The sequence below is a fragment of the Rhizorhabdus antheiae genome (assembly GCF_049889055.1).
Taxonomy (GTDB): Bacteria; Pseudomonadota; Alphaproteobacteria; order Sphingomonadales; family Sphingomonadaceae; genus Rhizorhabdus.
Window position 1 is genome coordinate 218886 of sequence record NZ_JBLTWO010000002.1, and the last position, 17223, is coordinate 236108.

Here is a 17223-nt window from a genome sequence, read left to right on the forward strand (position 1 = left end):
AAAAGAACCACCTCGTGCTTTCGCACGAGGTGGCCAAGGTTCAGGGAGGAACGCATCCCGGGGGATGCGTCGTACGGGGCCGCGAAAGGGGGGCACGACCACCGCACATCCGCAAGATAGGTCGACTGCCCCGATCTTTCAAGAACAGTTCGACCCATTTTGGGGAAATTCCTTAGTTCCGCAGCACTTTCCCCCCGTTTCGCCTCAGGCCTGCGCCTCGACCGGGGTCACCGGCGGTGCCTTGCCCTGCTGCGCCTGCATCCCGAATACGTCGCGAATCAGCGACAGGGAAAAGAGGTGGGCGTAAATCAGCGGCAGCAGACCGCTCTGGACCATCTTGCGCAGCACGTCCCCGCGAAGCTCCTTGAGCTTGTCCTCCGAGATGATCTGGAAGCCGCGATACACGAAGGGCTGGCCACCTTCCGGCTCGATCGTGACTTCGCCGTCGATCAGCAGCTTGTTCTGGATCAGCTCCTGCATGAACATGCCGGTTCGCATGCCGGCCTGCTCGAACTGCTCGCAGAAGGCGAGGGCGTTCTTAGTCGCCTCGGCCGGTTCCTCGCCGTCGAACAGCGGCATGCCGTCCTCGAACTCGCCGATCACGCCAGAGGTGCCGTCGAAGCACAGCGACAGGTCGTCGCTGTCCGGGCGCAGCCGGGCGAGCATGAACGGATAGCGGCGGACATAGGCCGGGATGTAGATGTCGCGGGTGGGCATGCCCTTCTCGTCGACGAACACGTTGACGCCGTCATTGAGTCCGAACAGCGCCAGCGGCACGGGTTCCGGACCTGCCGAGAAGACGATCGGATAGTAGCGCTGTGCGGAGATGAACTCCTCGACCGTCAGCGGCACCGCATGGGCGGTAGCGAAGAATTCGGCGGACTCCAGCGTGCGCGCCTTCCAGTTGGCGTGAAGCTGGCTCGAGAGCGGCTGCAATTCATTATAGAAGAGGGGCAGGGCGTTGGCCGGGGCAGTCGCCATCGACAATCTCCTGAAAACCGGTTGAGAGGTGGATGATTTCGCGGGTTGCGGACCCGGACGATCGTGCCGCCGTCTATTGATCCTTGGCCTCTGGCGCAAGCGGAACAAGCTTGCCGGGGTTCATGATACCGAGCGGATCGATCGCTTGCTTTATGGCGCGCAGCATGGCGAGCCGCACCGGATCACCGAGGCGCGCAAACTCGGCAAGCTTGGCCTGCCCGATGCCATGCTCGGCCGACAGCGAGCCGCCGGCCGCCGCGACGAGATCGTGCACCATGGCGGTCGCCTCGCGTCCGTGCGCGGCGATCCAGCTTTCGCGATCGGCATCGGCCGGGGGGAGCAGATTGAAGTGAATGTTGCCGTCGCCCAGATGGCCGAAGGCGATGATCCGGGACCCTGGAAATCTGGCCTCGATGCGGGGCCCTTCGCGCTCCAGGAAGATCGGCATCTCCGAGACGGGGACCGAGATATCATGCTTGAGCGAAGGACCGTCACGCTTTTCGGCCTCAGAGATGGACTCGCGCAGGGCCCAGAGCGCTTCGGCCTGGGCTTCGCTCGCGGCGATGGTGGCGTCGAGGATCAGGTCCTGCTCCATGGCGTCGGCCAGCGCGGATTCCAGCAGGGCGGCTGGCGGAGCATCGTCACGGTTTCCCACCGCTTCGATCAGCACATTCCAGGGGCAGGGGGAGGCAAGCGGCGCGCGCATGCCGGGCATTGTTTCCACAACGAGCGCCAGCGCGTCGGCCGGGATCAGTTCGAAGCTCTCGATGCTCTCCGGCGAGCGCTCTTCGAGCCTGCGCAGCAGGCGCAGGGCGTTGGTGGGACTGTCGAGCCCCACCCAGGCGACGGCGCGCGCGCCCACCGCAGGTACGAGCCGCAGCGCCGCCGCAGTGACGATGCCCAGTGTGCCCTCGGCGCCGGTCAGCAGCTGGCGCAGATCATAGCCGCGATTGTCCTTGCGCAGGGTCGCCAATCCCTCGAACAGCGCGCCATCGGGCAGCACGGCCTCCAGCCCGAGCACCAGCGAGCGCATCGGGCCGAAGCGCAGCACCTGCGTGCCGCCCGCATTGGTCGAAATCAGCCCGCCCACCGTCGCCGAGCCCTTGGCGGCGAGCGACAAGGGAAAGCGCCGCCCGATCGCCGCCGCAGCCGCATGCAGATCGGACAGGATCACGCCGGCTTCCGCGATGACCGCATTGTCGGTCGCCGAAGCTGAGCGGATCCGGTTCATCCGTCGCATCGACAGGAGCAGCGCGGAGCCATCGGCGGGGGGCGTGGCGCCGGCCACCGTGCCGGTGTTGCCGCCTTGCGGAACCAGCGCGACGCGCGCCTCCGCGGCGAGGCGGACGATCGCCGACACCTCCTCGGTGGTTGCCGGAGCGAGCAGGGCGATGCTCGTGCCGCTATATCGGCCGCGCCAGTCGGTCAGCCAGGGTGTGATCAGGTCGTCGTCGGTGACGCAGCCCTGTGGACCCAGCAGGTCGTGCAGACGGGCGACGAGAGCGGCATCGGGGCGGTTGAGCTGCGGCATCGGCGGAACATAATGCAGCGCTGGCGCGATTAGCCAGCATAACCGACATGTGCGACAGTTCATCGGTCGTTCAACCGGTTGCACCCATGAGGATCGGCCTTATGGGTGGGCCAGACACCAACTGGTGCGGGTAAAAAGGGTGGAACGTCGGACGTGAATTTCGGCCGCTTGCCGCGAGTCCTGACCATCGGGGTGCCGCTTGCCTCGATCGCATCCCTGTGCCCTTTGCTTCCGGGCCTGGCCGAGCCTGCGCGGACGGTGCTGGCCCAGATGAGCATCCAGCAAACGCTCGTCGTTCGCGTTCCCGCCCGCGCCCCGCAGAAGCCTCTGAAGTGGAAAGAGAAGAAGGGGCCGAAATGCGTCGTCATGGCAAATATCGCCGGGGCTGCCGTCGTCGCCGATGACGCCATCGACCTGGCCATGCGCGGCGGGCAGCGACTGCGCGCCGAATTCTCGTCGCGCTGTCCGGCGCTCGACTATTATTCGGGCTTCTACATCCTCCCGACCGACGATGGTCGCATCTGCGCGGGCCGCGACGTCATCCGCACCCGTTCGGGCGGGCAGTGCGAAATCCGGCGTTTTCGCAAGCTCGTGCTCGACGACTGAGCGGCGGCGGGCCGCATAATCCTTGACAAATCGTGCATGGACGCCCAATCGGCCGCTCAGTGTGGAATTGGGTTTCGCACGCTTTTCCGGATAGCTTCATGTCCTTTGCCGATCTCGGCCTTTCCGACGAACTTCTCCGCGCTATCGTGGAGTCCGGCTACACCGAGCCCACGCCGATCCAGGCGCAGGCGATTCCGCCGGTCCTCATGATGAAGGATCTGATCGGTATCGCCCAGACCGGCACGGGAAAGACAGCCAGCTTCGTCCTGCCGATGATCGACATCCTGGCGCAGGGACGCAGCCGTGCGCGCATGCCGCGCTCTCTCATTCTCGAGCCGACGCGCGAGCTTGCCGCGCAGGTTGCTGAGAACTTCGAGAAATATGGCAAATATCATAAGCTTAACATGGCACTCCTCATTGGTGGCGTGAACATGGGTGAGCAGGTCGCCGCGCTCGAAAAGGGCGTGGACGTACTGATCGCCACCCCCGGCCGCCTGATGGATCTGTTCCAGCGCGGCAAGATATTGCTGACCGGCTGCAGCCTGCTGGTGATCGACGAAGCCGACCGCATGCTCGACATGGGCTTCATCCCCGACATCGAGGAAATCTGCACCAAGCTCCCGGCGCAGCGGCAGACGCTGCTCTTCTCGGCCACCATGCCGGCGCCGATCAAGAAGCTGGCGGACAAGTTCCTGTCCAACCCGAAGCAGATCGAGGTTTCGCGTCCGGCGAGCACCAATTTGTCGATCGACCAGTCGCTCGTCGAGACGTCGAGCCGTGGCAAGCGCGAAACCCTGCGCAACCTCCTGCGCAGCGAGACGGTCACCACCGCGATCATCTTTTCGAACCGCAAGACCACGGTGCGCGATCTGGCATCCAGCCTGGCGCGCCACGGTTTCAAGGCGGGGCAGATCCATGGCGACATGGAGCAGCCAGAGCGTCTGCGGGAACTCGAGCGTTTCAAGGGCGGCGAGATCAATATCCTCGTCGCATCCGACGTCGCCGCGCGCGGGCTCGACATCAAGGGCGTGAGCCACGTCTTCAATTTCGACGTGCCCTGGCACCCGGACGATTATGTCCATCGCGTCGGCCGCACGGGCCGTGGCGGTGCGACCGGTACCGCGATCACTTTGGTGACCCCGGAAGATGCCGAGGCCGTCGCTGCGATCGAGAAGCTCACGGGTGCGGCCCTGCCCCGCCGTCCGCGTGGCGACGGCGTGGAAGCGCCTGCTGAACAAGTTGAAGCGGCACCGCGCGAGAAGCGGCAGCCCCGTCGCGAGAGGGCGCCCCGCGAGGAGCGGGCGCGTCCCGAGCAGACCGAGCGCAAGGCGGAGACCGTGCCCAAGCGCGAGCCGCGTCGCGAAGAGCGCCGGCCCCGCCGCGACGATCGACGCGATCGCAACGATGATGGGCCGGACGATGGCTGGAACGGTCCGGTGCCGAGCTTCCTGACGGTCGGTCTGACCAACTGATCCCCGTCCCGGGCGGGACGCGAAAGGCCGGATCACCCGCAAAGGCGGTGACCCGGCCTTGTCTTCATTTCGACAGATCGACCACCATGGTGCGCATCAGGGTGAGAGCCGGGTCGAGGCTCGCAATAGGCGCGCGCTCGTTCAGGCCATGCGCGAAGTCGTCTTCCGGCTTCAGGAACATGCCGAGCACGCCGTAGCTCGGAACGCCCTTGGCGCGGAAATAGAGGCTGTCGGTGGCGCCAGCCGCCATCACGCCCGAGATCGGCAAGCCGGGATAGCTGAGGTCGATCCCCTTCCGGACCGCGCGCATCAGATCGGGGCGCAGCGGTGAGGCGTCGCTCGCCAGTGGAGCGCCCAGCGTCGTCATCCTGGCTTTATCATTTGCGGCGACTTTCCAGAGTGTTGCCCGGATATCTTCGACCGACTCCCCAGGAAATATCCGGCAATTGACCGACAGGCTGGCTTTCTGCGGCAGTGCGTTGAGCGCATGGCCGCCGGAGATCATCGTGGGGACGCAGGTCGTTCCGGTCTGCCCAACCCATTCGGGATCGGCGCGCAGCTTCGCCAGCGCTTCGCTGTCCCCCGGATTATCCGCAAAACGCTGCAGGGCGGCGCCCGTGTCGCCACCCAGTTTGGCGCCGGCCTGCCGCAGATAGGAGGCGGTCAGTTCGCTCGTCCGAGCGGGAAAGCGGAAGGCGGCGATGCGCTGTGCGATGGCGGCGACCTCGGCAATGGCGTTGGTCGGGCCGGGCCGGCTCGAATGGCCGCCGGCATCGGTGACCGTGAACTCGAAATCGGCATAGGTCTTCTCGGCACCCTGCACGTAGAAGGCGACCGGCTTGCCAGCCTCGTCCAGCTGCCCGCCGCCGCCGTCGGCGTTGAGCAGAAGCTCAGCCTCTCCGGCATAGCGCTCGGCCAGCCGGGCGGTGGTCGCCATGTCGGTCTCCTCGTCGCCCGACAGCAGCAGAAGGATATCGCGCCGCGGCTTGAAACCCTCGCGCTTCAACTGCATCAGCGTCGAGACGAGGACCGCGTCGCCGAATTTCATGTCGAGCGATCCACGGCCAAAGACGAAGCCGCTTTCCTCGACGGGAGTGAAGGGATCGCGCGTCCAGTCCGAGGGGCGGGCCTCGACCACATCCATATGGCCTGACAGCAGGATTGCCTTGTCCCTGCCGCCGGATGTCCCGCGATAGCGCGCGGCCAGCGAGATGGCGTCGCCCTGGCCTTCGATCACGATGTCCTCTGCAGCGAAGCCGGCCTCGCGCAGCTGCGAGGCGACATAATCGGCCATGCGGCGCATCTCGCCGCGTCCCTGGACGGTCGGAATTGCGATCATCGCCTTCCAGATTTTCAGTGCCTCTGCATGCTGTGCGGGCGATGTCCTGGCGCTGGCCGCCGCGACAGGGCTTGCGGTCAAGGCAAGCGGCGCGGATGCGGCGACAAGGAGAGCGATTTTTCGAAATGAGAGCATAAGGGCAGGCCTCGCAAGATGATGTGCGAGAGTGGTCGACCCACCCACCGCCGTCAATCGCGCTCCCCGCGCGCCGCGTCGACGATCTGCCGGAACTTGCGCCGCCACCGGCCACGGTTGCGCTCGCGCCTGCGCCGACGCCTCTCGCGCAGATTGTCGATCAGTTGGTGCGTTCCCCGCCGCAGAAACCCACGAAACAGTCCGCGATTGGACAGAGGCTCGAACCGCTCGTCGACCGACTCCGGATCGAGCAGGCCACTCGCGCCGATGGCATAGGTGGTATCGCTCGGTTTTTCCGGCTCGAACGGCTCCAGCGTCTTACCGGTCCCCCTCAGGCATTCGATCGCCCCGATCAGCGATCCGGTCCGTTCGAAGGCATTGCGGACCTCCTGTTCGGTCGTGCCGAGATGTTCGGCGAGCAGCCGCTCGCGCAGCATGGCTATGGTCGGGTCGGGCGCATCCTGCCCGCTGCGGTCGATCACGATATCGCATTCGCTGTCGAGGCCCATCGACCGGTTGTTCATGTTCGACGATCCGACCCGCAGCAGCAGGTCGTCGACGATCATCAGCTTGGAGTGGACATAGATATGGTGCCCGCCGGCGGTGACGGGGGTGTAGATCTGAAAGCGGTCCTGCCGGTCGATCTCCGCCAGCGCATAGAAAAGCTCGGCGCGTGCACTGCCCATGACCGCTTCCTGCAGCCAGCCATCGGCACTGACCGGGTTGACGATCACGATCTCCGGACCGTCGGCCTCCTCGAGCCGCTTGGCGATCGCCTCGGCGACGCGTCGTGAAGCGAAATATTGGTTGTCGGCATAGATGAAGCGGCGTGCGCGCCCAATCATGTCGACATAGAGCTGTTCGATCTCGCGAACCTCTTCATGATCCTCGGCCTTCGGCTCCGTCCGCGCGATCGCAACCGCTACATCGCGGTGGAGGGGCTCGACGATTGAAGGCCAGGCGGTGTCATGGACGGTCGGGGGAGGGAGCTGCTTGCCCGTCGCCCTGCGCCAGCGGATGCGCGCCAGTTCGCCGAGCGCCTGTGCTACCCGGCCATCGACGATGCCGGCAGTGTCGTGCCACGGGCGGTAGGGAGCGCCGTTCGGTCGAACCCGGCGCGGGTCGTCGTCGACATGGTCGGGCGTGTCCCAGCGGTCGCAGGTCATGTCGATGCCGCCGCACATCGCCAGGCTGTCGTCGACGACCAGAAGCTTCTGATGGTGGGTGCCGCCGATCGGGTGGCTGCTGTCGAAACATATGTCGATATGGCGGCTCAGGCGCCATCGGGCGAGGGTCATGGCCGAGAAACCTCGCCCGAGCATCTTGAGAAAGCCCATGTTCCAGATCAGCAGGTTGATCCGCAGCTCGGGCCTGCGCTTCGCCAGCCAGGGGATGAAGTCTGCGAGGCAGTTCGGCTCCTCGCGATCGCCGGCATCGGGATCGAGCAGGATACGCGGATCGACGTCCCAGCCAACCAGAATGATCTGTTCGCGTGCCGCCATCATCGCGTCGCGCGCCACCCGGAAATAATCGGCGGCATCAATGATCACGCCGAACCGTTCGGCGTGCTCGACGCGCCAGCAATTCCTATCCGTTCGAAATAGCTCGTCCGACATTCTGACCCTGTTTACGGTCGCCGTGAGGCGGGCGGCAGTCATCCCCGATCGGGTCAACGCCGAAACGACCGGCTGGTGCCATCCCGTCTTTCGATCCGTCGCATCGAAATTCCGGCTGGCCGGGTTCAGGCAGCGACCGAAACGACCCTCTTGCGGGGGCGCCGCCACACCAGGCTTGTCGCCGCCGAGAAGTTGAACACCGCGCCCATGATCGCGCCGGCCAGGCCGGCGAACGACCAGTTGCCGAACTGGTTGATCGCGATCTCCGCCACGCCGACATTGGCGAGCGCGCCGAAGCTGCAGACAACGCAGAACAGAATCAGGCCGGCGAGGAAGGACAGGCCGGTCAGCCGCCTGTCGCGATAGGTGAATTCGTTGTTCATGACGAAGTTGGACATCATCGCGATGAAGGTCGCGGTGAGCTGCGCGGCGATGAAGGTGAAGCCGGCGAGTTTCAGGCCGTTGAGGATAGCGAGGTGGACCAGCAGACCGAAGCCGCCGACGATGCTGAACAGCGCGAAGCGGGGCGGGATGAGGCCGTGGGTCAGCTTCTCGATGATCAGGAACAGGAACTGCGCCAGCACCATGATGCTGATCTTGCTCTCGCCCTCCTGTCGCGTGCGGAAGACATAAGGGACTTCCTCGATCTTGAGCGGGGTGTGCGAGGAGCTGATGATGTCGAGCAGGATCTTGTAGCCCTGCTGCGACAGGTCGTAGATCACGCTGGCGAATATCTCGCGGCGGACCATGAAGAAGCCGCTCATCGGGTCGCTGGTCTGGTTGCCGACGAGCATGCCCGCCATCCGCGTCGCGAAATCGCTCATCTTGGCGCGGGTCGCGTCCCATTCGCCGATGCCGCCGCCATCGGCATAGCGGGTTGCGACGACGATGTCGGCCCCGGTCGAGGTCAGCTTCTCGTACATCTGCTTCAGGATGCGTTCGTCATGCTGGAAGTCGGCGTCCATCACGGCGATGGCGCTGCCGTTCGCGACCAGCGCGCCCTCGATCACCGCCGAGGACAGGCCGCGCCGGCCGACGCGGCGCAGGCAGCGCAGGCGCGGTTCCTCGCGCGCAAGGCGCGACACCTCGGCAAAGGTCTGGTCCGGGCTGTCGTCGTCGACGATGATGATTTCCCAGGGAATATCCCCAAGCGCCGACCGCACCGCTTCCACCAGCGGCGCAATATTCGCTTTCTCGTTATAGGTCGGGATGATCAGCGAGACGTCGGGCGCCGACAATTTGCGGCGCGGCGCCTTCTTGGTTTCGATCATGCTCATCGTGCAGCCCCCACTGACTATCCCCTCGGGCCCGCCTTAGCAGCGGAAGATGTTTTTTGTCGAACGATCGCGTAGAGCGCCGAACGCTCGTCGGACCAGACCGGCCGTAGCCAGTCGGCCTTGGGTCGGTTGGCCGGATCGACCCCCAGCAGCCACAGATGGTCGAACGCTCCATGCGGGATCTGCGCGATGCGGTCGGCGAGCAGCGGTTCTGGCCGGTTGCAGCCGGGCAGGCGCACCTGCGCGCTGCTGTGATAGGCGAATTGGCGCGGGATGGACGGCCCCACCGCGACCAGCTGCGCCCCGGGCATGTCGAACTGGTCGTTCACGAAGGCGTCCCGACGGACGATCGCCATGCTCGGCAGATGGATGATGCGGGGGACGTTCCAGCCGCGCGGGCAGGGCGGGGCCACGAAGGCGATGACGCGCGCGCCGCGCGGTATGCTGGGCAGGACTTTCAGCCAGCGCGCATGATCCTCGGCATAGCTGGCATAGCTGATCGTCGTCGCGACGCTGCGCGCGGTGACGAAGGCGAGCGCGAGCAGCGCGAGGACGGAGGCGGCCGTGCGACCCCAGGCGGGTCGCGGTGCGATCGCCAGCAGACCGATCGCCAGCAGCAGCGGTGCGATCCGCATGTCGGCATAGATCAGCCCAAAAAAGGCATAGGGAATGAAGATGTAGAAGGCCGTCATCACCAGGAAGACGAGCAGCAGGCGGCGGCTCATCCGCATCACGCCGACGATGCCGAGACCGATCAGCCCGACGCAGAGCAGCGCCGACAGGCCCTCCCACTTGACCCAGCGGTCGCGCATCGCGCTTTCGATCCAGCCCCATTTGTCGAAGATCGCGAAGAAGGCGCTGGTCTCGCCCTGATTGTCGCCGCTGCGCCAGGCGACGATCGGGATGAGCGGCAGCGCAAGCAGCAGGCATTCGAGGACGACAGCGCGAACCATCGCCAGGCTGATCTTCCAGCTGGTGACATGGCGGTAGAGCGCATTGCCGACCACGAGCAGGCCGAACACGACCCAGCCGAAGATATGCGCGAAATAGACCAGCAGGCTGCCGAGCAGGATCAGCGGGCGCCAGACTGCCGGCATCTTGAGGCGCTGGTAGCGCAGGACGAGGCCGAACAGCAGAAAGGCGAGCGCGGCGCCCAGCGAGAAATTGATGAAGCCGTAATGGAAGGCATAATTGTAGATCAGCGGCAACGCGAAGGCCGCCGTCGCGGGCAGCTCGCCATGCGCCTCGCGCGCGATCAGCAGCAGGCCGGCGGTCGACAGCAGCGGGATCAGAATGATGACCAACTTGGTCGCCGGCTCCACCCCCATCAGCGGATGCAGCGCATAGACCAGCGCATCGACGCCGAGATTGCCGACCGGCATCCAGTCGATCGAGAAGATCGACGACAGGGTGGGCGCGCCCGCCATGCCCGCCTGGATGTAGAAGCGCCCCATATGGGTGGGGACGTCGTCGAGCGGCGGGAAGGGCGGCCACAGCAAAGGCAGGACCATGAGCAGCAGAAGCAGTGCCACATAGGCTTTCGACTGCCACCAATTCGCCTGCTTGCCGCGTCTGTTCGTCATCGGACTGCCTCGAGAAAGCTGCGCGCGGTTGCGTCCCACCCCAGTGTCCGGGCCCGCGCGAGCCCGGACTGTTCCATCGTTCGGCGCGCGGCCGGATCGCCCAGCAGCTGCCGTAGTGCCGCCGCGATCGACACGGGATCGTCGCCATCGACCAGCAGGCCGGTCACACCATCGATCACCGCATCGGTAGCCCCGCCCGCCCGCCCGCCGATCACCGCCTTGCCGCAGGCATTGGCCTCGAGGAAGATCAGGCCGAAGCCCTCGGTGTCGCCATCGGCCAGGGTGCGGTTCGGCATCGCGAACAGCGTGCAATCCCGGTAGAGGGCGTCGAGCGTCCGATCGTCGATCCCGCCCCGAAAGATGATGCGCGGCGCGGCGGGCGAGGATTCTGCCATCGACCGCAGCCGATCCTCTTCCGGCCCCTTGCCCGCGATCACCAGTTCGACATCGGGAAAGTCGGCCGCGATCAGTCCGAAGCCTTCGATCAGCCGGTCGAAGCCCTTGCGCTCGATCAGGCGTCCGACCGCGAGGACGAAGGGTCGCTCAGCGGGCGCGTCCTGACCCGGCTGGAAGCGGGCGAGATCGACCCCCGGCGTGACCAGGCTGATCCGCTCGGCCGGCACCTGAAAATCGGCGATAAGCCTGTCGCGCGTGAAGCTCGACACGGTGATCACATGGTCGGCCGTGCGCAGCGCAGTGCCGCGCAGGCGGGCGAGGCGGTTGTAGGTCTTCTGCACCACTTCCTCGCCATGGGTGTAGAGGACGATCCGCCAGGGGCCGAGCAGCGCGAGCAGGATGGCGAGCCAGCCGAGCCCTTGCAGCTCGCCTATGACGATCGTCCGCGTGCGCATCCGCGTTGCGAGGATCAGCACGCGCAGCAGCACATAGAGCATCACCGGCAGGTCGACGACCAGCAGGTCGAGCAGCCCGATGCGGCGGCGAAACGCCTCTATGCGAGGCGGACGGAGCCAGGCGATGCGGTGGACCGGATATGTCTTGCCGGCGTCGCTCTCGCGCCAGCCGGGGATGGGCTTGCCTTCGTCGGCGTCGCGCCAGGCGGTGAGGACATGGAGCTGCGACGCGCAGGCGCGGGCGAGCCGATCATAGACCATCGGCGTGCCGCCCACGAGCGGGGGCAGGGCGTTGGCGACCAGCAGGATGGGGCGGGCGCCGCTCAATGCCGGGCAACCTTCAGCAATGCGGTGAGCACCGACCGTTGGAACAGCGCCACGGCGCCGAGCCATACGAGCGCGAGCAGCCCGGCCGCTTCCAGCACCGCGATGATCGGCTGAGCAGGAATGCCGCCGCCCCGTGCCAGGTCGATCGCCGCGCCCGCGAGCCCGACGACCGCGCAGATCGCGACCGAGGGGATGAGGCTGGCGAGCATGTCGCGCAGCGAGAAGAGGCCGAGCGAGATGCCGAGGCGGATCGCGGCGGCCGCATAGACCAGCGACACCCCGATCGTGCCGATCGCGACGAAGATAATGTTGGTCCAGCTGAGCATCGCCAGCATGACGACGCGCGCGGCCTGTTCGGCGAGGCCGAGCAGAAACAGCTCGCGCGCCTTGCCGAGACCCGAAAGCGACGCGTTGAGCACCACGAACTGCCCGGTAATCGCCGCCGCGATGCACAGCCAGGGCGCCGGCGCGATCGATGCCTGCCATTGCCAGCCATAAAGGCCGATGAGGATGGGCGCGGACTGGGTCGCGATGCCGATCAGGATCGGCGAGAAGATGCAGCCGAACAGTCGCATCCGCACCAGCAGCGTTGCATGGGCGTCGATCCCGCTGCGCAACTCATGCGCGACCAGCGGCGACAATATGCTGAGCACCGGCGGCGCGGCATAATTCCACAACATGCGCGGCAGCATCTCGGCCCGGTCGAGAAAGGCGGCGGGGGCGATGCCGAGCGAGCGCCCGACGAACAGCTCGTTCAGGCGTGGCCCGACCTGCCCGAGCAGCACCCCGCCCAGCACCCAGCCGGTGAAGGACGAGATCGAACGCCAGTGCGTCAGCGCCGGGCGCCAGACGAAATCGGGCGGCCGGGCGAGCACCGACAGGCCCAGCGCCACCGCGCCATTGACGACCGAGCCATAGGCCATGGCGATGCTGCCCCAGCCGGCATAGGCCAGCCCGACCGATGTCCCCGCGCCCGCCGCAGCGCCCGCCAGCGTCGCGACGAGGATCGTCTTGAAACGCAACGCTCGGGTGAGCAGGCCGTGGCTCAGCACCTGATAGGGCGCCATCAGATAGGAGAGGGTGACGATGCGCAGTACGTCGGCGATCACCGGCTCGCGGTAGAAACCGGCGATCGCGGGGGCCGCGAGGAAGATGAGCAGCGCGAAGGCGAAGCTGGTCAGCATCGCCATGCCCAGCGCGGTGCGCACCATCGGCCGGTCGAGTTGGGGCGCGGCGATCAGGAACATGTTGACGCCCGCGCTGCGCAGCGTGGCGGCGATCACGACGGCCGCCAGCGCAATCGAAAAGGCGCCGATTTCGTGCGGCGACAACAGCCGCGCGACGATCAGGCTGGCCGAGAAATCGATCACGAACTGGACGATCGTCTGGATGCCGACGATCCGCGCCATCGCGCTGCCGCTCATGCTCATCGCGGCCCGGCTCCATCACGGCCGGGCGCGCGGCATCGGCAATCGCCCGTCACTCCCCCCTCATGATCCGAACGCACGCCATCCCCCAAGCCGGCCACCCCGCCACCTTATGGAAGGCGCCGGAATTCGCCAGCGATTCATGTAGGTGACGGGAGAGGGGCGCAACTCTGCGAGGTCGTACGCAGCGCGAAACCCAGGAGCAGCGAGCGTTCTTGTTCATGTGGGGACCTGATGATCCGGTGTCGCCTTTATGCGAGGCCCATAGCCGGACCGCGGAGAAGCCTAGTCGATGCGCAGTAGCGTTGCGGAGCGGCGGTGCAGAGGTGATGCGAGAGTTGACGGCTGACTCAAGGGGGCTCGATCTCGGCTCGCTGTCCGGTCGTTCACCGCTCCAGCCGGTATGCCTTCACGAGTGTTGCGGCCGGCACCCTCCACGCTTCGCTGATCGATCGGATCATCGCGAGGGTCAGCGGGCGCTTACTCGAAAGGATTTCTGTCGCGCGCGACTGGCCGATAAGCGCAGCAAGCTCGGCACGGCTATGACCTTCGGCTTCCATCACCGCTTCGATCGCTTCGACAGGGTCGAGATCATCGACTGGCCAGCGTTTCGCTTCATAGACTTCCACCAGTGTCGTCAACACATCGATGAGATCGAATTCGTGACTACCGGGTTTGGCATCCCACAGCGCTTCGATTGTCTTGAGTGCAGCCCGATGATCCTCGTCATCGCGGATTGGACGGACATCGAAGCGGAAGGGCTCTTTCAATTCCATGTGTAGAAATCCTCAGTAGTCGCTCACGATCAGGGCATCGATCCTGTCATAGTCCGCATGGGTGCCTATGAACTTCACGAAGGCAATCTGAGCGTCGAACTTGAATGCGACGATCAGACGATAGGCACCGCTGGCTACCTCGAAGCGAACGCGCTCGCCATTGAGCACCTTGGCTTTCGAAAATGCCCCGACGACGTCGGTTGTCGATTGCCAGTCGGCTGCCTTGGTAAGGCTTGCTCAATGTGCAAGAGAGGCTTTTGCTGCCGGATTTCGGGCGGCAAAGTCCACGATCGTTGAGCGCGCGATTATCCTCACACCGTCACGATAGTATTTCCCATAATGGGAACAAGTCATCTTTCCCGTAATGGGAAATGGTCGTGGTGGGCCTCTTCAGCACGTCTCGGGGATGATCGAGCGTCGCCGGGTATATAGCTCCTATGGCCATTCTGAACGGCCTGCCAGCTGTGTTCGCGCTAGAGCGTTTTCGAACCAGATGGAATCATCTGGTGACTCGGAAAGCGCGGTAAAACAATAGTCTAGAGCGATCCGTGCGATGCAATCGGAACGGATTTCGCTCTAGCCTGGGCCTCCGCGAAAAAAACGACACTCACCGGCGGAGTGAATCGAGTACCCTCCAGCCATTGTCGCCCGGCCGCTTTACGTGCCAGAAGCGCCAGCCGTTGACGTTGGTTCCTGTGATGGCACAGGCAGCATCCGAGGGCGTGTTCCGCCGTTCCCCGTCGCCGCCGATCCAGGCGCCGTCCTTGATCTCGGCCGTGTAGGTCTGGCCTTTGTAGGTCACGCGAAGCTGCGCTCCGTTGGGAAGAAATACCCCCTTTACCGTGAGACCGCCGACGGGAAGCACCTGAGCGTCGACCACTTCCTCCCCGGCATCAAGGCCGAGGAGGCCGCGTATCACGTCGTTGTAGGTCATCGCCTCGGTCGCTCGTCGGACGGTCAGTTCCTTATATACCTCGAAATCGATCTCTATCGTCGCCATTTCAGACTCCTATAACTGCTAAAGAAGCGATAGCTAAAATAGCAGAAAGAGATCTAATGACAACTATCGCTTGGTGGTGGCGACCAGCGCCCCGGCATGCTTCCTGTTTGTCAGGATTTGGCAGGCACAATGTCGCGAATCGGCGGGCATCCTTTCGGGCCCGGTCCGGATCGGCAGGCTGCAGAGGAAGAGTGCGATCGTGCAAGGCTGGTTCGCCATCGAGGTTGAGAAGGATCTCAAACTGATCCGCCTGACCATGGGAGGCTTCTTCGAAAGCGCGACCATCGTCGAGATGCGCGCGCGCATGGTCGAAGCCATCGCGACGCTGGCATGCGCGGCCAATGATCATCTCACTCTGTGCGACATATGCGAGATGGATATCCAGAGTCAGGAGCGCGTCGGCGAGTTCGCAAAACTTGTCGGCAGCGATGATGTCCGTTCTCGCCGTCTGGCTTTCGTGACCGCGAGAAGCCTCGCGAGGCTGCAGGCGAAACGGCTGACGTCGCGAGAGGGGGTGGCGTTTTTTACGGATAAGGGTGAGGCTGTCGACTGGCTCACAAGTTGAAGAGCGGTGCCGAGTATCGCCGCCCTGGTCGTCATGATGCCGTCAGCGGAAGCGTCGAACCACAGATATGCAGAGCCTGACGCAGCCATCCGCACATTCGCGTGAGCGGAATGGCCATATGGCCGGAAAGGTTGGGAGGATGGCGCACCCGAAGGGATTCGAACCCCTGGCCTCTGCCTTCGGAGTGAACCGCCCCGGCTTTCCCGGAGGCATTTTCAATTGAGTCATGCAACCATATCGAGGGTCTCTTTGGCTGCATAGTAATTTGCCTCGGCCTCGGCGGGTGGGATGTAGCCGATGGGGCCTTAGAGGCGCTGGTTGTTGTACCAATCGACCCAACGCAGGGTCGCCATTTCCACGGCTGATACGCTCGGCCAGGATCGCTGCCGCCAGATGATCTCGGTCTTGTAAAGGCCGTTGATGGTCTCGGCCAATGCGTTGTCGTAACTGTCGCCGACGCTGCCGACCGAGGGCACGAGGTTGGCCTCGGCCAGACGCTGGGTGTAGTTCATGGCAAGGTATTGAACGCCCCTGTCGCTGTGGTGGATCAGGCCATCTTCCGGCCCCGGCCTGCGAGCATGGATCGCCTGCTCCAGAGCATCCAGAACAAAGCTGGCGGTGGCTGAAGTGCTGACCTTCCAGCCCACGATCCGGCGGGCATAGGCGTCGATCACGAACGCCACGTAGACGAACCCGGCCCAGGTGTGCACGTAGGTAAAATCGACCACCCACAGTGCGTTCGGCCGTTCAACCCGGAACTCACGATTGACCTTGTCCAGCGGGCACGGGGCTTTCGGGTTGCTGACCGTGGTGACCGTAGTCTTGCCACGCCGGACACCTGCAAGCCCCATGGCCGCCATCAGCCTTTCCACGGTGCACCTGGCGACTGCAACGCCATCGCGCAGCAACTGATGCCAGACCTTGCGCGCGCCGTAGAGGCCGGAACTGGCCTCGTACACACGCTTGATCTGTGCCTTGATCTCGTCATCGCGGCGGGCACGTGCGGGGCGCCTGCCGGGATCGACCTGGCGACGGGCATGCTCATGATAGGAGGACGGGGCGACTGCCAGTTCCCGGCAAATCGGCTCGATACCCAAATCCTCGCGGTGCGCGTCGATGAACGACATCACCATTTGCCTTGGCGGTCGAGCTCCGCCTGCGCAAAATACGCCGATGCCTTGCGCAGAATCTCGTTAGCCCGCCGCAGTTCCTTGACCTCGCGCTCCAACAGCTTGAGCCGGGCCTTGTCGTCGGCGGCCTGCGCCGCTGGTGCCGTTCGTCGGCTCGCCTCCTCACGGCACCAGCGGCGCAGCGTCTCAGCCGTACAGCCAATCTTGCCGGCGATCGAGGTCATTGCCTCCCACTCCGAGCCGTAATCAGCGCGATGCTCGCCAACCATCCGCACCGCTCGTTCACGGACTTCAGGCGAAAACTTGTTCCGGGTCTTGCTCATAACGAAAGCTCCTTCTCACAAATAGGAGCCTCCGGGAAAGCCGGGGCGGTTCAGTCCTTTGGGTAGAAGCGCTCAACTGGTTTGATGAAGCCCTCGGGCGAGCGTTTATTCTCGTGGCTGTCGGCCGGAATCTGGTTACGAGAGCGGGTTAAAACTGGCTCGGGATATGTCGGGCAAGTGGACGATCTTGTCGAATTGGTAGGATGCGTTCCGCCGCGTTGTTTAGCAATAGCTTCGGGACGCTTTTGGCAGGTTGAGCCGGCTAATGCAGGCCTGGACGGCGC

General features: G+C 64.7%; 13 protein-coding genes, 2 pseudogenes and 1 other annotated feature. Of the genes and pseudogenes, 3 read left to right on the forward strand and 12 right to left on the reverse strand.

The features are described 5' to 3' along the window. Positions 1–204: 204 nt before the first annotated feature. Both ACNI3R_RS05475 and ACNI3R_RS05480 read right to left on the reverse strand, forming a co-directional pair. A complete protein-coding gene (locus ACNI3R_RS05475; RefSeq protein WP_426180619.1) occupies positions 205–981 on the reverse strand; it encodes a SapC family protein in 777 nt (258 codons plus the stop codon). Positions 982–1054: 73 nt separating this feature from the next. After that, positions 1055–2512, reverse strand: coding sequence for an FAD-binding oxidoreductase (locus ACNI3R_RS05480; protein ID WP_426180621.1), 1458 nt, complete (start codon positions 2510–2512; stop codon positions 1055–1057). Between the two features lie 153 nt (positions 2513–2665). On the opposite strand from ACNI3R_RS05480, the gene ACNI3R_RS05485 reads away from it, so the two are divergent. Both ACNI3R_RS05485 and ACNI3R_RS05490 read left to right on the forward strand, forming a co-directional pair. Further along, on the forward strand, positions 2666–3118 hold the full coding sequence (locus tag ACNI3R_RS05485) for a hypothetical protein (RefSeq protein ID WP_426180622.1): 453 nt from the start codon (positions 2666–2668) through the stop codon (positions 3116–3118). Between the two features lie 98 nt (positions 3119–3216). After that, the gene (locus ACNI3R_RS05490) at positions 3217–4590 is read left to right on the forward strand and encodes a DEAD/DEAH box helicase (RefSeq protein ID WP_426180623.1); all 1374 of its coding nucleotides are present in this window, start codon (positions 3217–3219) and stop codon (positions 4588–4590) included. 64 nt (positions 4591–4654) lie between these two features. Here the strand turns inward: ACNI3R_RS05490 and ACNI3R_RS05495 are convergent, their stop codons facing one another. The 9 genes and pseudogenes from ACNI3R_RS05495 to ACNI3R_RS05535 all read right to left on the reverse strand — a co-directional run bounded on the left by ACNI3R_RS05495 (position 4655) and on the right by ACNI3R_RS05535 (position 14921). After that, positions 4655–6064, reverse strand: a complete 1410-nt coding sequence (locus ACNI3R_RS05495) for a M20/M25/M40 family metallo-hydrolase (RefSeq protein WP_426180624.1) — start codon at positions 6062–6064, stop codon at positions 4655–4657. 53 nt (positions 6065–6117) lie between these two features. Beyond that, positions 6118–7614, reverse strand: a complete 1497-nt coding sequence (locus tag ACNI3R_RS05500; protein WP_426180626.1) for a phospholipase D-like domain-containing protein — start codon at positions 7612–7614, stop codon at positions 6118–6120. Positions 7615–7805: 191 nt separating this feature from the next. Continuing rightward, on the reverse strand, positions 7806–8957 hold the full coding sequence (locus ACNI3R_RS05505) for a glycosyltransferase (RefSeq protein ID WP_426180628.1): 1152 nt from the start codon (positions 8955–8957) through the stop codon (positions 7806–7808). A 17-nt stretch (positions 8958–8974) separates the two neighbouring features. Then, positions 8975–10540, reverse strand: a complete 1566-nt coding sequence (locus ACNI3R_RS05510; RefSeq protein ID WP_426180629.1) for a hypothetical protein — start codon at positions 10538–10540, stop codon at positions 8975–8977. Continuing rightward, positions 10537–11718, reverse strand: coding sequence for a glycosyltransferase family 4 protein (locus tag ACNI3R_RS05515; RefSeq protein WP_426180631.1), 1182 nt, complete (start codon positions 11716–11718; stop codon positions 10537–10539). Before ACNI3R_RS05515 ends, ACNI3R_RS05510 begins: the two co-directional genes overlap by 4 nt. Beyond that, entirely contained in the window at positions 11715–13148 is a 1434-nt protein-coding gene (locus tag ACNI3R_RS05520; RefSeq protein WP_426180632.1) for an oligosaccharide flippase family protein, read from the reverse strand. Before ACNI3R_RS05520 ends, ACNI3R_RS05515 begins: the two co-directional genes overlap by 4 nt. Before the next feature lie 383 nt (positions 13149–13531). Continuing rightward, positions 13532–13921 carry a helix-turn-helix domain-containing protein gene (locus ACNI3R_RS05525; RefSeq protein ID WP_426180634.1) on the reverse strand — a complete coding sequence of 130 codons (390 nt, stop codon included), beginning with the start codon at positions 13919–13921 and terminating at the stop codon, positions 13532–13534. Between the two features lie 12 nt (positions 13922–13933). Next, positions 13934–14140 (reverse strand): annotated as a pseudogene (locus ACNI3R_RS05530) (type II toxin-antitoxin system HigB family toxin); the annotation flags it as partial. Positions 14141–14528: 388 nt separating this feature from the next. Beyond that, the gene (locus ACNI3R_RS05535) at positions 14529–14921 is read right to left on the reverse strand and encodes a hypothetical protein (protein WP_426180636.1); all 393 of its coding nucleotides are present in this window, start codon (positions 14919–14921) and stop codon (positions 14529–14531) included. A gap of 70 nt (positions 14922–14991) precedes the next feature. Between ACNI3R_RS05535 and ACNI3R_RS05540 the strand changes: the two genes are divergently transcribed. Continuing rightward, complete coding sequence (locus ACNI3R_RS05540; RefSeq protein WP_426180637.1) at positions 14992–15486, forward strand: hypothetical protein; 495 nt, start codon at positions 14992–14994, stop codon at positions 15484–15486. A gap of 224 nt (positions 15487–15710) precedes the next feature. Here the strand turns inward: ACNI3R_RS05540 and ACNI3R_RS05545 are convergent. Then, positions 15711–16939 (reverse strand): annotated as a pseudogene (locus tag ACNI3R_RS05545) (IS3 family transposase). After that, positions 16544–16658, reverse strand: a sequence feature (AL1L pseudoknot). (Overlaps the previous pseudogene by 115 nt.) Positions 16940–17223 lie beyond the last annotated feature (284 nt).